Below are 19,681 nucleotides of genomic sequence, written 5' to 3'. Positions count from 1 at the left end.
TCGTCGGATTTTGAGCCGATCGTATGTCGGACGGAGATACTGTTGCATTAGCAATATGGATCACCATATCGACGTGCTGCCGCCATCCGTATCGACAAAATAAGGCTTCCACCGTCGTTGTAAGCAAGACCAAGCTCGGCGGAGGTCCTTGGCAGACGAGTGAAATATCCACCAAGTCCGTCGTAATGCCAACGCCGAATAACACGTTCAACCGCTATCTAGGTGGAATCGTCTGTCATCAGGTAGCGGAAAATGTCAGCGCCGACGCCACCAAACATTGCGTCCGCCCCGCCGCCAATAATCACATCATCGACGCCGTCGTGGACCGAGACATTGCCGCCCGCTCCGCCGTGGCGCGCCGATCCCATCAAGACTGAGCGCGCCAGCATCTGAGGGCGGCGCCGAGACATGATGCGCGTAGTCCTGGTAGCTGCCGCCGCAGCGCTTCCAAACGATCAATTCAGGATCGAGCGCCAGGCACTGCGCAAAGTGCACATAATATTTAGCCACAGTCGAGAGTGGTTGAGTCAGCCTGGCGTTAGCATCAAGCCGATCTGCGCCGACCTCGTCACTATTAGAATTTCCGTGCCGTCCGTAGAAACAAGGCGACCGGCCCTGCCAAATATAGACCATTCAATGTCGAACGCTGTATGAGCGTCTGCTGCGGCAATGAGTGCGTCATATTCAAGTCGACATGAATGCTCGCCTGGACTGTGCCGTAGTTGTGGCGTCAAAATTGATGACGCAGTTGCGCGAGATTAGGTCCCTTGCGCCATCGATGTTGGCTGCAGTCGGTTACCGAGTTCGCCGCATCGGAGACCTTGATTATGTCAGGATCGACGCTGGCAGCCCACGGTATTCTGCCTGCTTGGTTGCCACGGTGCAACTTGAGATGTCCTCGCGACACAGCTCTTTAGATGGGCCGAACCCTAGACGAGACACGCAACCCAGCAAGGCAAAACTCAACCTCGCTATGTCACGCCTTCTCGTCCAGCACGGACGTAATCCTTGACTTGGATGAGGCGTCACGCTGCGACATAGATAGGAGATCGACAACACGTCGAGTCACACGCTCAGCACAAATATCTGGCGCGAAGGTCCGAAGGTGCCTCGACGAAAGATTGTCGAACTCCGCCACTGGCGTGTCTCCACGGTCCAGAGGAAGGACGATCGAAGACGGCGCAGTAATTGCTCGCACCACATCCACCAAGGCCGCCGCGAGGCTATCCGGATTATCCTCCGCTGAAAGGCGTCCCAATCCGCCTGAAATGTGGCGAAGATTGCTGTTGCTATAAGTGACGGGAACACAACCTGCCGCCAAGGCCTCGATAACAGGGACACAAAAGCCCTCATGATGAGACGCTGTCATAAACACATGTGAGCATTTGTAGGCCCTTGCAAGCTCGTCTGCCGAAACGGGACCGTTGACATCAATTACCGATTCCAGATTATGCTCTTTTATGGTCGATATTATCTTTTCTAAATATTCCTTTGGCGCACTAGAGAGGTTTCCAAGCATTCGTAATTTTACGCCTGGTATATAATACCTTGCCGTTGAGATAGCATTTATAAGATCAATTATGCCTTTTGAAGGCACAAATCTTCCCACGTACAATATATTTACATTGTCTGCTGCAGGCTTATCCAATACACTTGCCTCAATGAGAGGCTCGACCGATATCGGCATACGTACGGCCCTGCCATTCGCGATCCGCCGGCGCAGAAGCTCATCCACATTTTCTTGACTATCCGCCCAGATTTCGTCAGCAACATCAAAATTTCGCAACTGATCCAGCGATTTTACAATGATGTCCGATTGACTAGCATCAACAAACTCTACTGGAGTTACATTATGAAACCTTACCACCTGTCGAGCTCGACCATTTCCGATAAGCATCGCGTCAAATAGTTCATTGTATATTGCAAATATATATATGATCAGATCGGCTTCCAGAAATTTTCGGTTCATCAGAAGATCGCCGAGCGAATGAACGATCGTTACGGGCGTATCAGATCGCTCGGTTCTTCGGCTGAGTAATGTCACGGTCCAGTTCGGACAAAGCGACAAATCACGGTAAAGCGCAGCTGTGGCCGCCCCGACGGCGTCGTGGTTCAGCAAAGTAGGACAAACAACTACAATACTCGCGTTATTAGCAGTCAAATCTGCTCACCCTTGTCATTTCGCGTTCGGGTTAACATGTTCAACTGTCCTTCCAAGTGTTTCACCTCGGCAGTCAGAGCCTGTAGCGCGGCCTCAAGTTCGCCAATTTGCTCACGAGTCTGGTCGCCTTCCGCCATTGCGCGACGCGCTTGACCGATCTCCGCCAGGATTTGCGGAATGTGTTGGTTCCAACCGCTCATCATCTGATCGAAATCGGCTTCAAGGGCTGCAACCCGTCCGCCTGGCAACGCCCGCCGAGCTATCGATCTCTTCATTCGCGCCGCCCCCGGTTGAGGCTCGGGCGCCAAGCCGAGTCGGACACGCCACAATCTTGTCGATCGCGCCAGCTTCTTGATAAGGTCGTTCGTCACAGATTTTGCCTAGAAATGCTCGATATCTCCCAGGCCCTTCAGGCCCAGGAAGGCAGCATTTTCCTTACGGATAGCCGCTGACGCTTCATCATACAGAAAAGGCAAGAATGCGTATCGGCGTCCGCGCCTTACAGAGATTGCTTCGTGCAATAACGAGCATGAGAAAACACAGCCACCCCCCAATGGTGGCCTGTATGTCCGATTTCCATATTCCGGAAAACGGAGTTCGCCGCCGTCGTAGTCTGCGTTTAGATTAATCGACACGGCGAATTTTCGGTGCGCTGTGCCTTTTGTGGTGTTGTCGCGATGCGCCCGAAACCAGCCACCCTCATCGCCATCATAGGCGGCTATCAGGTAGCGCTCGATCCTCGTCGCATCGAACTGAAACGCCCGGCTGATCTGGGGAGCCAACCGGCGTGAAATTCTAGCACGAGTCGCATCTCTCAATGGACCCTCGCCCACGATGACATCCCTCCGCCGTTTATAATTCAAGTCATGCTGAACCACCGTTCGGCCGGCGACTTCTCTCATAAATCCAGACAGCTGACCGCCGTCCGAATCGTAATGACGAATGAGTTCCGCGCAAAAATCAGGCTCAAATATTCGGGGAACGATGAGAACAGGCGGATCAATCACACTTCCTCCGTGCATGGCGGGCGGAGGCAGGAGAGCCAGACTTGAAAGAAAACTCCGATGGAACTGTAAAGGCGCCCTGGTCAGCACACGCAGCGTTGGATCCACCAGAATCCAGCAGAAAGGCGGAATTCGATGCAAAGCGACGTCGGCATCTCGACTGAAGAAAAGCCAGCGTATTCCCGGCAGGCTATCCTGAGCCTTCTGTCGCCATGTACTCTCGGCATCCAAGAAGCCAAAAAAAGAGATGTCGGTGTCGTTAAAAAATGCGCGGTGGCTCTTTATCGCAGAGACAGCATCATCAAAGCAAGCTTCGGAAGCATTTACGAGATTGGCAACCACGAGATAGCGCCCTGCGGCGGCATCCAATGAATAGTTGAGGTTTGTCTTATACCCTGCCCGAATTGAAGGGAACGGATCACCAGGAAGGCACACGTCATTAACCTGATTTTCAGCCTTCCGAGGCATATCCACAACTAGATGCTCATTTAGCGAGTTATTATTCATGTCACGATATCAAGAGACAGGCACTCGATTTACTCGACAGTTTCCTTCCACGCTAATAATATTGTCTGGTTCAATCATTCGAAACCTTACGGATAAAGCTCCAGACTCCGTCAAAAGCAGAATTTGGTTATATTCGATACGCCAGGCCCTCACCTCAGAGGGACTCGAAATCTTGCAATGATCCACATTCAATTTTTGATTGGAGCCACGGGGGTCGCTTCTCAGGCCTAGCCAGCAAGCGCGGCCGTCGTTTGCCTCAATTTTCCAGTAGCCTTCCGCCTCGTCATACATCTGCACGGCGCCTTTAGGGTCCTGGTCGCGTACCGGGTCAAACGCGCGGCATGCTTGCGCCCTCCCTAGGACAAGGTAAGCCAAAGCTGGCAAAAAGACATTGACCGTCACTTGCGCCACACCATCTCCGCCTGCATGCCATCAACAGGCCCGACCACCGCCATCCGACATGATGCTGGCTGTAATCTGGCGGCTTGCATATAAGACAGTACGTCAAACTAGGCGCTGGAATTTGCAATCCCCGTTCAAGAAAACTCCCGCAACGGAGCCGCTTCACAATGCCCTGAAGCGGTGTCGCGTTCATTTTGCGTGGAGCGCAGGCTTCAGCGCGTTGGTGAACCTGCTTTATCTCGCTCCTACGATTTACATGATGCAGGTCTATGATCGAGTGATACCCACAAGCGGCCTGGTGACGCTCGCGCTTGTGACGGCAATAGCGCTCTTCGCGCTTGCGACGCTCGCGGCCTTGGATTGGCTACGCTCCCGGATAATGATTCGAGCTGGTCTTCAACTAGAGGAAGATTTGGCCCCGCAAATCCTCGCCCGTACCATGGCGGCAGGCGAGCCTCGCAATTCAGGCCAAGTAATGAGAGAGTTCGACGCTCTCAAATCCACCATTTCCGGCCCCGCTGCGCTCGCAATTTTCGATGCTCCGTGGACGCCATTATATCTGGCCTGCTGCTTCTTACTGCATCCAGCAATTGGCGTTCTCACACTACTGGGCGGCGGGCTTCTGATCATACTTGCGATTCTCAATGAGCGTGAAACCCGACCAACGCTCAGACAGTCGGCCTTGTTAAGTTCGCAGACCTATGCCTCTCAGGACGCACTCTCGACCCAGAACGAAACTATTCGTGCACTCGGCATGGTGCGCGCAAGTATAGCACGTCATTTACGCCACCGAAGTTCGGCAGTGAAGCTTAATGCCCAAGCGCAGTTTGGTGGCGGACGCTATTCAAGTTCGATCAAATTTCTTCGTCTTTCTCTCCAGTCCGGTTCGTTGGGCCTGGCAGCGTTTTTGGCAGTACGCGGGGAAGTCTCCGCCGGGTCCATCATCGCCGCATCCGTCTTGCTTAGCCGCGCGGTCGCCCCGATCGAAACACTTGTTGGCGCCTGGCCCAGCATCGTCCAAGCGCAAGCCAGTTGGGCGGCGCTTGTCAGCGTCTTTTCATCGACAGCTGATATTGACCGTTCACGAACACGCTTGCCTGCACCAACAGGAAATCTCAGACTTGATGGTGTCTCGGTTCGTTTTCCCGGCAGCGAACAGCTTCAGCTCAGGTCTGTTACACTGAAGCTAGATCCTGGACTTACGCTTGGCGTGGTTGGTCCAAGTGGAAGCGGAAAGACGACGCTTGCCAGAGTTGTCGCTGGCGCGCTCGCGCCAACAGCGGGCGTAGTTCGGATCGATGGTGCGGATTATAGCGCTTGGAACCCCGACCATCTCGCCATGCATATCGGATACCTACCCCAGAATCCGGGACTATTCGCAGGATCTGTTAAAGACAACATTTCTCGATTCGAATGTGAGAAGGGACTGGATCAAGAGGATCTGGACGCGCTGGCCATTGCAGCGGCCCGTGGGGCGGGTGCTCACGACATGATTCTTCGGCTGCCAGCGGGCTACGACACTATGCTTGGGAGCTTCGGCGAGGGCGTTTCAGCAGGGCAGGCGCAGAGAATCGCACTGGCACGAGCCCTTTATCGCGATCCCGCGCTTTTGGTGCTGGACGAACCTAATTCCAGCCTCGACCAAGAGGGAGAGATCGCACTCATGCGCGCCATCGCTGGAGCAGCAGAGAGAGGCGCGGCTGTTATAATCGTCGCACATCGCGCGGGCGTATTGGCCCGGGTCGATCGATTGCTCACCATGAAGGATGGGATGGTGCAGTTGGAAGGCCCCCGCGAGAAAGTGCTGTCCGAAATGCGAGCCGCTTCTATGCCGGCAAAAGGACTCGCTCAATGAAGAACATTGCGGCCACCTCGGGGAAGGTGACGATCAACTCCCCCCGCGGCGAGATCACCGTCGGTAGCGTAGTCGTGGGGATTTTCTTTATTGGTTTTCTGGGTTGGGCTTCACTGGCGCCACTTGATGCCGGAGCCTACGCGTCCGGCCAGGTCACTGTATCGGGCAATCAGCAGGCCGTCCAACACCAGGAAGGCGGCATCGTCGAAACACTGAATGTTGGGGAAGGCGATAGTGTCAGGCGCGATCAAGTTCTGATCACCCTATCCAGCGGAAACGTGAAAGCTAACGAGCGTGGCATCACGGGTCAGATCTTGGCGCTTATGGCTCAACGATCACGAATGGTCGCCGAACGCGACGGACTCCCGACGGTCGCCGCCCCAATAGAGTTTGAGCAACTACCGACTGATGATCTCGCAATGGCGAATGAGGCCTTGCGCTTACAGCGCCTTCAATTCGAGGCGAGAAGCGCGGGCCGATCGACACAGCAAAGCGTTCTTAGTCAGCGTATCGAGCAACTAAATAAGCAAATTGAAGGCTATAGCCGCCAAATTGCCGCCAACCTTGAGCAGCGCCGCCTCATACAAGAAGAACTGGAAGGAATGCGGACGTTGGCGGAAAAAGGATACGCACCGCAGAACAGGGTTCGTGCGCTTGAACGGGCCGCCGCATCGCTGGAAGGAGAACTCGGATCTCTCCGCGCTCAAGCCGCACGTGCCAGAGAATCCATCGGCGAAACGCAGTTTCAGAGGATAGGCGTGACGACGCAAACCAATGAGGAGATCGCCGAAGGCTTACGACAAATCGACATCCAGCTAAATGATCTATTGCCGAAGCAGATCGAACTTCGCGAGCAGATTGCCAGAAGTGCAATTCGATCTCCGGCAAGCGGCCAGGTCGTCGGTCTGACGGTCTTCACACCCGGTGGCGTCATCCAACCTGCCCAGACCTTGATGTCAATAGTACCGGATCGGGCCGAGCAGGTGATCGTTGTTTCGATAAATCCCAACGATATCGATGATGTTAAAAAAGGGATGGAAACGGAGATCCGCTTCCCGGGCCTTCATGACCGCTCAATTCCGATAATTCGAGGACATCTGACTGTGGTGTCCGCTGATGCTTTTACAGATCAGAATACTGGAAGGGCTCACTTCCGGGGGGAGGTGACTGTGAGCAGCAAAGAAATGGAAAAAGTTGGACCACTTGGCACGCAAATCAGAAATGGTACGCCTGTCGAGGTGGTGATCTTACTGCGGAAACGCACAGCTCTTGAATATTTGCTTGAACCCCTAACCAGAAGCGTATGGCGTAGCGGATCAGGAATTTAGTCCTGATATTTGTCAGTGTTTCCGCCAGACCGTGACTCGTCATACTGCGCGCAGATCGAGAATCGAATGTTACCTCTTTTGCACGCACCTCATAGGCTCAAAAGCGCCGGATCTCCGCCCTGCGCGGCGATGTTGACACTGATCGCCTTCTCGGCCGCATAACGGATCAGGCTGTTCGGCCCACCCGCCTTGGGGCCGGTTCCCGACAGGCCCTCGCCGCCGAAGGGTTGGACGCCAACCACCGCGCCGGTGATCGAGCGGTTGACGTAGACGTTGCCGGCGGGGACCAGGTCGATCACTTCGGCGGCGAAGGCTTCGATGCGGCTGTGGACGCCCAGGGTCAGGCCGTAGCCGCGGGCGGCCAGCTTGCCGGCGACCGACTTCAGGTCGGACGGGCCGTAGCGGTAGATGTGCAGGATGGGGCCGAAGACCTCGCGTTCGAGGAAGTCCGGCGTCGGGATTTCGGCGATGGTGGGGGCGAACAGGTCGCCCTTTTCGGCGCCCATCGGCAGGGCGGCGCGGGCGATGATCTTCGCTTCTTTCGACAGGCGCTCGACATGAGCTTCCAAAGCGCGACGGGATTCGGGATCGATAACGGGGCCGATGTCGGTCTTGGGATCGGCGGGGTCGGCGACGGCCTGAACCGCGAGCGCGCCCTTCAGGCCCTCGATCAACGCGTCGGCCGAATCCTTGGGCACATAGAGGACGCGTAGGGCCGAACAGCGCTGACCGGCGGAGCCGAAGGCCGACTGGATCACGTCGTCGATGACCTGCTCCTTCAGCGCCGTGGTGTCGATAAACATGCCGTTCAGGCCGCCGGTCTCGGCGATGAAGGGGATGATGGCGCCGGGGCGGGCGGCGATGGAGCGGTTGATGGCGGCAGCCGTGTCGGTGCCGCCGGTGAAGGCGACGCCATCAATGCCGGGGTGGGTGACCAGCGCTGCGCCGACCGTCTCGCCACGTCCTGGGACCAGGGCCAACAGGTCGGGGTTCAGGCCGGCCTTGTGATAGAGGCGCACAGCCTCGGAGGCGATCAGCGGCGTCTGTTCGGCGGGCTTGGCCAGCACGGCGTTGCCGGCGGCGAGGGCGGCGGCGATCTGGCCGGTGAAGATGGCCAGGGGAAGTTCCACGGCGAGATGCAGGCGAAGACGCCGCGTCCGTGCAGGAACAGCTGGTTGGTCTCGCCGGTCGGCCCCTTCAGGGTCTCGGGGGCGGTGAAGTCGCGTTCGGCCAGCAGGGCGTAATAGCGGCAGAAGTCGGCGGCCTCGCGCACCTCGGCCACGCCGTCGTTCAGGGTCTTGCCCGCCTCGCGGCTGAGCAGGGCGACCAGCCGGTCCAGATCGGCCTCCAGCGCATCGGCCATAGCGCGCAGGACGATGGCGCGCTTGGCGCCGCCCTGGCGGTCCCATTTGACCTGAGCCTCGGCGGCGGCTTGGACGGCGGCGTCGATGTCAGCCGTCTCGGCTTCCGACACATGGCCCAGCACCTGTGATCGATCGAAGGGATTGGTCACGTCCTGAGCGTTAAGGCCGGCGCGCAGCTTGCCGCCGATGATCGGGCCGCTGGTCAACTTCTCGCGGTCGACCAATTCCAGCGCCTTGGCGTGGGCTTCACGGTCGGCGGCCTGAGAATAATCGCGGCCGAGGGAGTTCTGACGATCGCCGTACATGTCTTTCGGAACCGGAATCTTGGGGTGACGGTCGGGCGCCTGCTCGACCAGGGAAATGGGATCGGCCGCGACGGCCGAGGCGGGCACGCGCTCGTCCAGAAGGGCGTGGACGAAGGAGGAGTTGGCGCCGTTTTCAAGCAGGCGCCGCACTAGATAGGGCAGCAGCTCCTCGTGTCCGCCGACAGGGGCGTAGGCGCGGACGATGACGACTTCGTCGGCCCAGGCCTCATGCGCTGCGTCATAAAGCGCCTCGCCCATGCCGTGCAGCCGCTGGTGCTCGACCGTGACGCCGTGATCACGCGCCATACGCCGCACGGCCGCCAGCGTATGGGCGTTGTGGCTGGCGAACTGGGAATAGATGGCCGGCGCGGCCTCGATCATGGCCTTGGCGCAGACCAGATAGTTCAGATCGGTCGCCGCCTTGGTCGTATAGACAGGATAGTCGGTGCGGCCGAACACCTGGGCGCGCTTGATCTCGGTGTCCCAATAGGCGCCCTTGACCAGGCGCACCATCAGACGACGGCCCGAGCGCCGGGCGAGGTCGGCGACGCGTTCGATCGTTTCCAGCCCGCGCTTCTGATAGGCCTGAACCGCCAGACCGAGGCCGGTCCAGCCGCCCAGCGACGGCTCGTGCGCCAGCCGGTCCAGCAGTTTCAGCGACAGAACCAGACGGTCCGCCTCCTCGGCGTCCATCGTATAGTTGATGTCGTATTTGGCCGCGATCTGGGCCAGGCGCAGGATGCGGGGATACAGGGTCGCCCAGACGTCATCCTCATGCGTCGCCTCATAGCGGGGCGACAGGGCCGACAGTTTCACGGAAACGCCGTGGCCGTGTTCCGGTCCCTGGCCCTTCGACGTCTTGCCCACCGCCTCGATGGCGTCGGCGTAAATCTTCTCGTAGCGGTCGGCGTCGGCCATGGTCCGGGCGCCCTCGCCCAGCATGTCGAAGCTGCACAGCCAGCCTTCCTTGTTCGACCGTTTGAGCGCGCCCTGGATGGTGCGGCCGACCACGAACTGCTCGCCCATGATCTTGACCGCCGTGGCCACGGCCTGGCGGATGACCGGCTCGCCCAGACGGCCGGCGATCCGCTTCAGGAAGCTGGGCAGGTCGCTGCGGGCCTCGTCGTCCACATCGACCAGCTTGCCGGTCAGCATCAGGCCCCAGGTCGAGGCGTTGACGAACAGGCTGTCGGACTGACCCAGGTGGGCGGCCCAGTCGGCCGAGCCGATCTTCTCGGCGATCAGGCGATCGCGGGTGTCCTCGTCCGGCACGCGCAGCAGGGCCTCGGCCAGACACATCAGGGCCAGACCTTCGCGGGTCCCAAGCGAGAATTGCTGCAGGAAGCTTTCGACGACGCCCTGCTTCTTCTGGCTGCGACGCGCGTGTTCGACCAGGGCCGTCGCCTCAGCGACCACATCAGCCCGTTCGGTCGCATCCAGAGGCATGCGCGCCAGATTGGCGGCGACGGCCTCACGCTCGTCTCGGAACTTGTGCGCATCCAGACCGTCCCAAGCGGCCAGGCGCGAAGGCATGAAGGCGGGAGTGGTCATCGGCGACAAATCCTGTGGATTTCAGCCGTATATGCCGGAGTTCATTGAAGGTGCTTCGTATGATATTGGACAGAACCGAAGATCGTTCGGCACACGCTCCGGATTTCCGATGATCGACATCGACGCCGTTGATCGCCGCATCCTGCGGGTGCTGCAGACCGACGCCCGCATTTCCAACGCCGAACTGGCGCGACGCTGCAACCTGTCGCCCGCCGCCTGTTTCGAACGGGTCAAACGGCTGCGCGAAAAGAAGATTATCACCGGCTACGCCGCCATGATCGACCCGGCCCAGGTTGGTCGGGACCTGCTGATCTTCGTCGAGGTCCTGCTGGACCGCACCACCGGCGACGTCTTCGAAGCCTTCGCCGCCGCCGTTCGCAGCCAGCCTGAGGTGCTGGAGTGCCACATGGTCGCCGGCGGCTTCGACTATCTGATCAAGGCCCGCGTCGGCGACATGGACGCCTACCGCGCCTTCCTGGGCGACGTGCTGGTGCGGATGCCGGGCGTCCGCGAAACCCGCACCTATGCGGTGCTGGAAGAGGTGAAGTCGACGACGGTGCTGCCGCTGTAACTGGAAGCGTGAAACCAAGTGACGGGTCGCGCAACTCTGGCGCATTCAACACGTGACGCGACAGCAAAGCTCGCGTAATAGGCGGTTCGGTCAAGAAACGGCGGCTTGTAGAATATGGCAACGCTTTACCCGGTCATCATGTGCGGCGGTTCAGGTACGCGTTTGTGGCCTGCGTCACGGCCTTCCCTGCCGAAGCAATTCATCCCGCTGGCGGGAAACCGGTCACTGTTCCAAGAGACGGCCGAACGCGTGGTGTCTTTGGCGGCTGGAGCTGATCTCATCGTCGTCGCCGGGCTATCGCATCGCGATGCCATTCAATCCCAACTTGACGAGATCGGGATATCGGCAACCATAATCTTGGAACCTGAAGGTCGGGATTCTGCAGCCGCCATGGCCGCTGCCGCCCTGTGGACGACCCGCAGGGATCCTGACGCGGTCAATCTGTTTGTCGCTTCTGATCACCACATCCCGAACGGAGAAGAGTTCAGGGACGCGGTTCGCGAAGCCGTTGTCGGCGCTGAAGCTGGACGTATCGTCACCTTGGGCGTCGTGCCGACCGAACCGTCGTCGGCCTACGGATATATTGCGCCTGAAGGCCCTGGCTTGTCGGCAGTCGCCGCTTTTGTTGAAAAGCCCGACACTACGACGGCGCAGCGCTATATCTCCGAGGGGTACCTCTGGAACAGCGGCAACTTCATCGTTCAGTCCACGGTCCTCGTTCAAGAGATAACAGAGCGCGCCGCCGCTGTGGCGGAAGCTATAGAGAGCGCATTGAAGAGCGCCGTGCAGGATGACGCATACATCCTGCTAGGCTCGGAGTTCAAACTGGCCCCGAAAATCTCGATAGATTACGCGGTGATGGAGAAAACCAGTCTCGCCGCAGTACTGCCGGTACGTTTCGCTTGGACCGACCTCGGCGCGTGGGATTCCGTGCACGCGTCGGGCGAGGGCAATGTCGGCCTGCATGTCTTGGAGGACTCAGAGGGCTGTCTGATCAGGGCCTGCGATGGCGTAATGGTCGCCGCAATCGGCTTGCGGGATGTCGGCATTGTCGTAGAACGCGACGCGGTCTTGGTGACCGATCTGAGAAAAAGCCAAGATGTGAAGAAGGTTGTCGATCGCCTTCGAAACCTCTCTCCTCAACATTTGGACTTTCCGCCCCTTCCGGAACCGGAAGGGTTGAAGGACGGTGCGGTCAGGTTGACGAACTGGTTGCGGCAGGCCGCGCTGCCGGTTTGGTCCGGCTTGGGCCAGGACGCTACGGGGGCTTTTGAAGAAGTTCTGGCGCTCGACGGCCGCCACGTCTCGGCGCCGCGCCGCGCCCGTGTCCAGGCGCGGCAGTTGCAGGTCTATGCGGAAGCAGGATTGCAGGGCTGGCAGGGCCCGTGGAAGCCGGTGATTTCAAAGGGTCTTGAGCGACTTAGGTCACTCTACCTGCGTCCTGACGGGCTAATGCGGACGCTTCTTGCAGCCGACGGCTCGCCGATCGACGAGACCGCGATGGTTTATGATCAAGCGTTCCTGATCTTCGCCCTCGCACGCGCTTCGGTTGCAACCGGAGACGCCGCGCTTGAAGTCGATGCGGCTGCCGTCAGAGAAGAAATACTTAAGCGCGCGGATGCTGTTGGCGGCGTGATGGAAAGTGGGGGGCACCCGTATCAGTCAAACGCTCATATGCATTTGTTAGAGTCCGCCCTCGCTTGGGAAGAAGCAAACGGCGACGCGGCATGGGGACGTCTCGCTGACCGCATTGTAGACCTCGCTCGAACCCGATTCATTGATCCCCAGTCCGGATATTTGCTCGAGTTCTTCCAGAAGGAGTGGTCTCCGGCAGCAGGAGAAGACGGGCGTTTGGTCGAGCCGGGACATCAGTTCGAGTGGGCCTGGTTATTGGCAAGGCATGGCCGCAACAGGCGCGATGAATCCGTCATTGAGGACGCCTGGAGACTTTATGAAGCGGGCCTGAAGGGTATCGACAGGAAGCGCAATATCGCCATAGACGCCATGAACACCGACGGCAGCGTGAGGAGCGGGAGATCCAGGCTCTGGCCCCAGACAGAATGGCTCAAGGCATCGCTCATACTGGCATCGTTAAGTGATGACGGCAGACGCCTTCAATGTTTTGACCAGGCCGCCAATGCGCAGCGCGCGCTTTGGAAATATCTCACGCCGCAAGGACTTTGGCACGACAAGCTCCTTGCCTCTGGCGATTTCATCGACGAGCCAGCTCCTGCCAGTTCCTTCTATCACATCATGGCCGCTTACGTTCAGGCGAAAGAGACTCTGACCATACTGGAGCCTGATATCGCCCAACACTTGCGGCTGTTATAGGAGCCGGAGACATCGGAGACCGTCTCGCCTTCGTCATTCGAACCGTCTAGAAGTTCCGCCCTTACTTAACGGCTCAGGGTCCGCCCGCCTCAATGCGCATCGTTCTGGCCACCGACGCCTGGGAACCTCAGGTCAATGGCGTCGTCCGCACCCTGACCCGCACAGTGGGGGAATGCCGCGCCATGGGCCATGAGGTCGAGGTCATCGAGCCCAGCCTGTTTAAGACCATTCCCTGCCCCACCTACCCGGAAATCCGACTGGCGCTCGGCGCTGAGGAAGAAATCCGCGAAATGCTGCGCGCCTTTGAGCCTGAGGCCGTGCATATCGCCACCGAGGGTCCGATCGGCATCGCCACGCGTCGCATCTGCGTGGAATGGAAGCTGCCTTTCACGACCAGCTATCACACCAAATTCCCCGAATATGTCTCGGCCCGTTTCCCGATCCCGGTCCAGGTCGGCTACGCCTATATGAAGTGGTTCCACAAGCCGTCGGGTCGGCTGATGGTGGCGACCCCGACCCTGCGCGACGAACTGGTCGAGCACGGGTTCAAGAACGTCTCACCCTGGTCGCGGGGCGTCGACACGGACGTGTTCAACCCCGACCTGGAACGGATTTACGATGAGCTTGGGGGCAAGGACTGGCCCCGGCCCTTCTTCCTGAATGTGGGCCGCGTGGCGGTCGAGAAGAACATCGAATCCTTCCTTCAGCTCGAGCTGCCCGGCACCAAGATCGTCGTCGGCGACGGACCGGCCCGCGCCGAGCTCGAAGAGAAATATCCGGATGCCAAATTCCTCGGCGCCAAGTTCGGCGACGACCTGGCCCGCTGTTTCCGCGACGCCGACGTATTCGTCTTCCCCAGCTGGACCGACACCTTCGGTCTGGTGATTCTGGAAGCCATGGCCGCCGGTACGCCGGTCGCGGCCTATCCGGCTCACGGCCCGATCGACATCATTCCGGGATCGAACGCAGGCGCAATCGACAAGGACCTCAAGACCGCCTGCTTGGATTGCCTCGAACTTGATCGCAAGACTGTGCGCGCCTATGCGGAAAAGTTCAGCTGGCGCGCCTCAGCCGATCAGTTCGTCGAGAACCTGCAGCCCTATCCCGAGCCGGAGCGCGGCCGCTTCTGGCGCCGCCTGCGCCGCATCGCTCGCATCCGCAAGCGCGCCGCAGCCTGATCTGCCGGCAATCCAACCGACACAACCAGGGACTACAACCATGCTGAACCCCCGTCAGGACCTTAAGCCGAACACGGCCGCCTACGAAACCCAGGCGCTGGTTAAGCCGACCGGCTTCCGTGAATACGACGCGCGTTGGATCCTGGAAAAGGAAATCAACCTCCTCGGCATTCAGGCGCTGGGCCTAGGCTTGGCGACCTATGTCCAGGAGATCGGCGTGGCGCCGAAAATCGTCACCGGCCATGATTTCCGCAGCTACAGCCTCAGCGTCAAACAGGCCCTGATCCTCGGGCTGCTGGAAGGCGGGATGGAGGTTCTGGACGTAGGCTTGGCCCTGTCGCCCATGGCCTATTTCGGTCAGTTCGAGCTGGACGCGCCTTGCGTCGCCATGGTCACCGCCAGCCATAACGAGAACGGCTGGACCGGCGTGAAGATGGGAGCCAACAAGCCCCTGACCTTCGGTCCCGACGAGATGGGCCGCCTGAAAGAAATCGTGCTGAACGGCGAGGGCGTGGCCCGCCCCGGCGGCAAGCTGGTGCGCGTCGATGACTTCCGCGAAACCTATGTCGCCGACGTGGCCTCCAAGGTGCAGATCAAGCGTCCCTTGAAGGTCGTCTGCGCCTGCGGCAACGGCACGGCTGGCACCTTCGCCCCCGACGCCCTGCGGCGGATGGGTGTCGAGGTGATCGAGATGGACACCGACCTCGACTACACCTTCCCCAAGTACAATCCGAACCCAGAAGATCACGCCATGCTGGTGCAGATGGCCCAGCGCGTGCGTGAGACGGGCGCAGATCTCGCCCTTGGCTTCGACGGCGACGGCGACCGTTGCGGCGTTGTTGACGACACGGGCGAGGAGATCTTCGCCGACAAGATCGGCCTGATGCTGGCTCGCGACCTGTCCAAGGTCTATCCGGACAGCACCTTCGTGGTCGATGTGAAATCGACCGGCCTGTACAAAACCGATGAGGTGCTGAAAGCCAGCGGGGCCGAGGTCGTCTACTGGAAGACGGGCCACTCCTACATCAAGCGCAAGACTGCCGAGCTGGGCGCCTTAGCCGGCTTCGAGAAATCGGGCCACTTCTTCATGGCCGGCGATCTAGGACACGGCTACGACGACGGGCTGGTCGCAGCCGGGGCCGTTCTGGCCATGCTGGATCGCAATCCAGGTAAAAAGCTCAGCGAACTGAAGTCGGCCCTTCCAGACGCCTGGACCAGCTTGACCATGTCGCCCCACTGCGACGACGAGCTGAAGTACGGCGTGCTGGAGCGGATCGTGAAGGATTATTCCGATTTGGCCGCAGCCGGCGGCGAAATCCTGGGCCGCAAGATCGTCGAGGCCATCACCGTCAACGGTGTTCGCGTGCATCTGGACGACGGCTCATGGGTGTTGGTGCGCGCGTCGTCCAACAAGCCGGAACTGGTTGTGGTGGTCGAAAGCATGCGATCCGAAGACGACATGCGCGACTTGTTCCGAAAGGAGATCAAGCCGCGCCTTGCCGCCTATCCTGAAATCGGCGCCTTCAATCAGGAAATCTGAAAGCTCGCAGCGGACTGAACCAATCGCGCCCGTGACCGCTTCCCTCTCGTCTGAGGCCAGGAGGGAAGATTGCCGCGCTATTTTTTCCATACCCAGAATGGCGATTGCGTCCGCGACGAGCAGGGCGAGGAACTGAAAAACATGGACGCGGCGCGCGAAGAGGCCGTCGCCGTCCTTGGTGAGATCCTGCGGTACAGGGGCGCGTCCTTCTGGACGACCGGCGCCTTCAGCGTCATCGTCACGGATGCGGAGGGTCAGACCGTGGTCAGCGTGACGGCGGCCGCATCTGACCAAGCGCCTGAAGGTTGGACGCTGGCGGGAGAGGTTTGATGCCCAAGACCGTCGGCCCCGCCAAGATCACCACATTGGTCGACAAGTTGTCGCTGAGAGACCGTCTCGACGAAAAGGAAATCGCCGCCTTACGAGATGTGCTCGACGCCCCAAAGACAGCCCCCGCTGGCTCCGACATCGTTCGCGAGCACACCCGTCCGCTGCACAGCACGCTTCTGATCTCGGGCTTTTCCGCGCGATATTCAACCTTGGAAGACGGAGCGCGTCAGATCACCGAAATCAATGTGTCGGGCGACTTCATCGATCTGCACAGCCTGTTGATGAAACAGATGGACCATGGCGTCGTCGCCTTAACCGACTGCGTGATCGCAGAGGCGCCGCACAGCGGGCTGATCGACATCACCGAGCGCCACCCGCATCTGGGCCGACTTCTCTGGCTGGACACCATCATCGACGCCGCCATTCATCGGCAGTGGCTGGTGGCCATGGGCCGACGGAGCGGGCTTGGCCACCTGGCGCATCTGGTGTGCGAGCTCTATCTGCGTCTCCAGGCTGTCGGCCAGACGGGCGATCTGACGTTTGATCTTCCGCTGACGCAAACGACGCTGGGTGACGCGCTCGGCCTTTCGACCGTTCATGTCAGCCGGCTGATTTCCGAGCTCCGCAGCGAGGGCGTCGTCGCGTGGGCGGGCGGGCGGATCGATATTCTCGACTGGCGTCGCCTCGCTGAAATCGCCGAGTTCGATCCGACCTATCTGCGTCTGCAGTCAGAGCCCGTCTGACGGCTTAACGCATGTTATCGCGAAAAACGGCGATCGGCCGTCTAGACGAGGCATGTCAACGTCGAACCTCGCACACGCCTTGTTGTCCGGCCTTGCACTCCAAGGCTTGGACGCAGGCGACGCGTTCTTCGCCGAGGCCGGCGCACGGACCGCACCCACCTACAATGGCGACCCCATCGTCACCTTTGTGCTTTCCGGCGTCGTGGCTCGGATCGGGTTCGACGGCTTCCTTTCAAGGGGGCTCGCCTCCAGCGACGACGTAATCAACTTCGATGCCGTGCTAGGCGGCGGCGAAACCGAATCCGCCCTTTGGTTGACAGCGGGTCGGTTCCTGACCGTATCGGCAGCAAAACTCGCGCAAACACTCCCTCACGACAGCTTGGTCGAGGCGTCATTGACGGACCTGATGCGTCGCAACAGCGCCCTTCAAGCCGAGCTTTCTCGGTATGCGGCACTGAAGGTCAGCCAGCGCCTGGCCGCCCTGCTACTCGATGTTCACGACCGAGAAGGGGGCGACGTCCTTGCTCTGCGTCAAACCGAGCTGTCGCAGCTGATGGCCGTACGACGCGCCAGCATATCGACCGCGTGCACGGAACTGTGCGCCGCCGGGGCGGTGCGGCTCCGGCGCGGCGCGATCCAGATCATCGACCCGGACACGCTACGCCGGCTGGCAGGCGAGCCTCACTCGACCGTGACGGACTTGGCCAGGTTGCGGGGCTGATCGACGTCGGTGCCCTTCTGAACGGCGGTGTAATAGGCCAGCAGTTGCACCGGTACGGCATAGACCAGGGGCGCGATCAGCGGGTGGCAGTCGGGGGCGTGGATGCGGCGAATGCCGGCGCCGTGCGGATCGGGGGCCTTTTCCGGCGCGATCATGATGACCGGGCCGCCACGTGCCGCAACCTCCTGCAGGTTGGACGCGGTCTTTTCGAACACGTCGTCAAGCGGAGCCAGAGCGATGGTCGGGGTCTCTTCGTCGATCAGGGCGATGGGGCCATGCTTCAGCTCGCCAGCGGCATAGCCCTCGGCGTGGATATAGCTGATCTCCTTCAGCTTCAGCGCGCCCTCCATCGCTAGCGGGAACATGGCGCCCCGGCCCAGGAAAAGGACATCGTCGGCCTTTGACAGGTCGTGGGTCACGGCGCGGATGCTGTCGCCCATCGTCAGGGCTTCGGCGATCAGGCGAGGGCTTTCGAACAGGGCCTTGACGAGTTCGGCCTCCTGAGCCGCATCGATCCGGCCGCGCGCCACGCCCGCCGCCACGGCCAGGGCCAGGAGAGCCGCGACCTGAGCTGTGAAGGCCTTGGTCGAGGCGACGCCGATCTCCGGTCCGGCATGGGTGGGCCACAGGACGGCCGCTTCGCGCGCCATCGAGGACGAATGAACATTGACGACGGCGGCGGTCTGCAACCCTTGCGCCTTGCACCAGGTCAAGCTGGCCAGGGTGTCGGCCGTTTCGCCGGACTGACTGACGGCGACGGCGAGGGTGGATTTCGAGACGGCCGGCGAGCGATAGCGGAACTCAGACGCGATCTCGACGTCGCAGGGCAGGCCGGCCAGCTTCTCGAACGCATAACGACCGATCTGGCCGGCGTAGAAGGCGGTGCCGCAGGCGACGATCTGTATGCGGTCGATGGCGGCGAAGTCGACGGGATTGGTCTTGGCCTTGCCGGTCACCAGGTCGAGATATTCCGACAGGGTGTGCTGGACGCTGTCGGGCTGTTCATGGATTTCCTTCTCCATGAAGTGGCGATATTCGCCCTTCTCGACCATGGCCGATGAGGCCGAGACCTGGACGATGGCGCGTTCGACCGGCTTGCCCGCCACGTCGAACATCTGGGCGCCGGCCTTGGTCATGGCGACGTAATCGCCCTCTTCCAGATAGGAAATCTTCTGCGTGAACGGACCGACGGCCAGCGCGTCCGAGCCCAGATACATTTCGTCCTCGCCCCAGCCGACCACCAAGGGGCTGCCGCGTCGCGCGCCCAGGATCAGGTCGTCCGTCCCGTCGATCAGCACCGCCAGCGCATAGGCGCCGGTCAGGCGATCCAGAGTGGTCTTGAACGCCTCCAGGGGGCTGCGGCCCGTGTTCAGTTCGGCATCCAGCAGGTGGGCGATGACCTCGGTGTCGGTCTGGCTTTCGAAGACATGGCCGTCGGCCGCCAACTCGGCCTTCAGCTCGGCGAAGTTTTCGATGATGCCGTTGTGGACCAGGGTAACGCGACCGGCCTTGTGCGGGTGGGCGTTCTCCGTCGTCGGCGCGCCGTGCGTGGCCCAGCGCGTATGGCCGATGCCGACCGTCGCCGTCATCGGCTCCTCGGCCAGGACGGCTTCCAGATTGCGGATCTTTCCTTTGGCGCGGCGGCGCTCGACCGAGCCGTCCACAACGGCGGCGACGCCTGCGGAATCATAGCCGCGGTACTCCAGCCGTTTCAGGCTGTCGATCAGCCGGGGAACGACAGGACCATTGCCGGTGACGCCGATGATGCCGCACATGAGCGAAGGCTCCGA

14 protein-coding genes and 1 pseudogene are annotated in these 19,681 nt (G+C 60.3%); 9 read left to right on the top strand and 6 right to left on the bottom strand.

The window, feature by feature from the left end; all coding sequences use genetic code 11:
- Window positions 1–218: 218 nt before the first annotated feature.
- From JX001_RS02455 to JX001_RS02440, 4 genes are all read right to left on the bottom strand, one after another.
- Complete coding sequence (locus JX001_RS02455; protein ID WP_205682142.1) at window positions 219–410, bottom strand: hypothetical protein; 192 nt, start codon at window positions 408–410, stop codon at window positions 219–221.
- Window positions 411–976: 566 nt separating this feature from the next.
- Window positions 977–2,161, bottom strand: a complete 1,185-nt coding sequence (locus JX001_RS02450; RefSeq protein WP_205682141.1) for a glycosyltransferase — start codon at window positions 2,159–2,161, stop codon at window positions 977–979.
- Window positions 2,158–2,436 carry a hypothetical protein gene (locus JX001_RS02445; RefSeq protein WP_205682140.1) on the bottom strand — a complete coding sequence of 93 codons (279 nt, stop codon included), beginning with the start codon at window positions 2,434–2,436 and terminating at the stop codon, window positions 2,158–2,160. Before JX001_RS02445 ends, JX001_RS02450 begins: the two co-directional genes overlap by 4 nt.
- A 105-nt stretch (window positions 2,437–2,541) precedes the next feature.
- Window positions 2,542–3,672, bottom strand: coding sequence for a 2OG-Fe(II) oxygenase (locus tag JX001_RS02440; RefSeq protein ID WP_241004720.1), 1,131 nt, complete (start codon window positions 3,670–3,672; stop codon window positions 2,542–2,544).
- Between the two features lie 523 nt (window positions 3,673–4,195).
- Between JX001_RS02440 and JX001_RS02430 the strand changes: the two genes are divergently transcribed.
- Both JX001_RS02430 and JX001_RS02425 read left to right on the top strand, forming a co-directional pair.
- Entirely contained in the window at window positions 4,196–5,929 is a 1,734-nt protein-coding gene (locus JX001_RS02430) for a type I secretion system permease/ATPase (RefSeq protein ID WP_241004719.1), read from the top strand.
- Window positions 5,926–7,257, top strand: coding sequence for an HlyD family type I secretion periplasmic adaptor subunit (locus JX001_RS02425; RefSeq protein ID WP_205682138.1), 1,332 nt, complete (start codon window positions 5,926–5,928; stop codon window positions 7,255–7,257). Before JX001_RS02430 ends, JX001_RS02425 begins: the two co-directional genes overlap by 4 nt.
- An 89-nt stretch (window positions 7,258–7,346) precedes the next feature.
- On the opposite strand, the pseudogene putA reads toward JX001_RS02425, so the two are convergent.
- A pseudogene (gene putA, locus JX001_RS02420) lies at window positions 7,347–10,477 on the bottom strand (bifunctional proline dehydrogenase/L-glutamate gamma-semialdehyde dehydrogenase PutA).
- 109 nt (window positions 10,478–10,586) lie between these two features.
- Here putA and JX001_RS02415 point away from each other — a divergent pair.
- The 7 genes from JX001_RS02415 (at window position 10,587) to JX001_RS02385 (ending at window position 17,891) form a co-directional block, all read left to right on the top strand.
- Window positions 10,587–11,048, top strand: coding sequence for an Lrp/AsnC ligand binding domain-containing protein (locus JX001_RS02415; RefSeq protein ID WP_039243792.1), 462 nt, complete (start codon window positions 10,587–10,589; stop codon window positions 11,046–11,048).
- A 114-nt stretch (window positions 11,049–11,162) separates the two neighbouring features.
- Window positions 11,163–13,379 carry an AGE family epimerase/isomerase gene (locus JX001_RS02410; RefSeq protein WP_241004718.1) on the top strand — a complete coding sequence of 739 codons (2,217 nt, stop codon included), beginning with the start codon at window positions 11,163–11,165 and terminating at the stop codon, window positions 13,377–13,379.
- 92 nt (window positions 13,380–13,471) lie between these two features.
- On the top strand, window positions 13,472–14,557 hold the full coding sequence (locus tag JX001_RS02405; protein WP_205682137.1) for a glycosyltransferase family 4 protein: 1,086 nt from the start codon (window positions 13,472–13,474) through the stop codon (window positions 14,555–14,557).
- Between the two features lie 40 nt (window positions 14,558–14,597).
- Window positions 14,598–16,097: a phosphomannomutase/phosphoglucomutase gene (locus JX001_RS02400; protein ID WP_205682136.1), complete on the top strand. Its 1,500-nt coding sequence runs from the start codon at window positions 14,598–14,600 to the stop codon at window positions 16,095–16,097.
- Window positions 16,098–16,166: 69 nt separating this feature from the next.
- Complete coding sequence (locus JX001_RS02395) at window positions 16,167–16,427, top strand: DUF6894 family protein (protein ID WP_205682135.1); 261 nt, start codon at window positions 16,167–16,169, stop codon at window positions 16,425–16,427.
- The gene (locus tag JX001_RS02390; RefSeq protein WP_205682134.1) at window positions 16,427–17,170 is read left to right on the top strand and encodes a Crp/Fnr family transcriptional regulator; all 744 of its coding nucleotides are present in this window, start codon (window positions 16,427–16,429) and stop codon (window positions 17,168–17,170) included. Before JX001_RS02395 ends, JX001_RS02390 begins: the two co-directional genes overlap by 1 nt.
- 52 nt (window positions 17,171–17,222) lie before the next feature.
- Complete coding sequence (locus tag JX001_RS02385; RefSeq protein ID WP_205682133.1) at window positions 17,223–17,891, top strand: Crp/Fnr family transcriptional regulator; 669 nt, start codon at window positions 17,223–17,225, stop codon at window positions 17,889–17,891.
- On the opposite strand, the gene glmS is transcribed toward JX001_RS02385, so the two are convergent.
- A complete protein-coding gene (gene glmS, locus JX001_RS02380) occupies window positions 17,852–19,666 on the bottom strand; it encodes a glutamine--fructose-6-phosphate transaminase (isomerizing) (protein ID WP_205682132.1) in 1,815 nt (604 codons plus the stop codon). The two genes, JX001_RS02385 and glmS, sit on opposite strands and share 40 nt — an antisense overlap.
- Between the last annotated feature and the right edge of the window lie 15 nt (window positions 19,667–19,681).

It is taken from the genome of Brevundimonas fontaquae, from assembly GCF_017086445.1.
Taxonomy (GTDB): Bacteria; Pseudomonadota; Alphaproteobacteria; order Caulobacterales; family Caulobacteraceae; genus Brevundimonas; species Brevundimonas fontaquae.
The sequence above is the reverse complement of the archived record's forward strand: the minus strand, read 5'-3'. Positions and strand labels throughout refer to the sequence as shown.

What these genes read in the sequence shown, in the direction of transcription:
- JX001_RS02455 (WP_205682142.1), bottom strand. Translation starts at nt 410, where the DNA reads ATGTCTCGGCGCCGCCCTCAGATGCTGGCGCGCTCAGTCTTGATGGGA.
- JX001_RS02445 (WP_205682140.1), bottom strand. Translation starts at nt 2,436, where the DNA reads ATGAAGAGATCGATAGCTCGGCGGGCGTTGCCAGGCGGACGGGTTGCA.
- JX001_RS02440 (WP_241004720.1), bottom strand. Translation starts at nt 3,672, where the DNA reads ATGAATAATAACTCGCTAAATGAGCATCTAGTTGTGGATATGCCTCGG.
- JX001_RS02425 (WP_205682138.1), top strand. Translation starts at nt 5,926, where the DNA reads ATGAAGAACATTGCGGCCACCTCGGGGAAGGTGACGATCAACTCCCCC.
- JX001_RS02415 (WP_039243792.1), top strand. Translation starts at nt 10,587, where the DNA reads ATGATCGACATCGACGCCGTTGATCGCCGCATCCTGCGGGTGCTGCAG.
- JX001_RS02410 (WP_241004718.1), top strand. Translation starts at nt 11,163, where the DNA reads ATGGCAACGCTTTACCCGGTCATCATGTGCGGCGGTTCAGGTACGCGT.
- JX001_RS02405 (WP_205682137.1), top strand. Translation starts at nt 13,472, where the DNA reads ATGCGCATCGTTCTGGCCACCGACGCCTGGGAACCTCAGGTCAATGGC.
- JX001_RS02400 (WP_205682136.1), top strand. Translation starts at nt 14,598, where the DNA reads ATGCTGAACCCCCGTCAGGACCTTAAGCCGAACACGGCCGCCTACGAA.
- JX001_RS02390 (WP_205682134.1), top strand. Translation starts at nt 16,427, where the DNA reads ATGCCCAAGACCGTCGGCCCCGCCAAGATCACCACATTGGTCGACAAG.
- JX001_RS02385 (WP_205682133.1), top strand. Translation starts at nt 17,223, where the DNA reads ATGTCAACGTCGAACCTCGCACACGCCTTGTTGTCCGGCCTTGCACTC.
- glmS (WP_205682132.1), bottom strand. Translation starts at nt 19,666, where the DNA reads ATGTGCGGCATCATCGGCGTCACCGGCAATGGTCCTGTCGTTCCCCGG.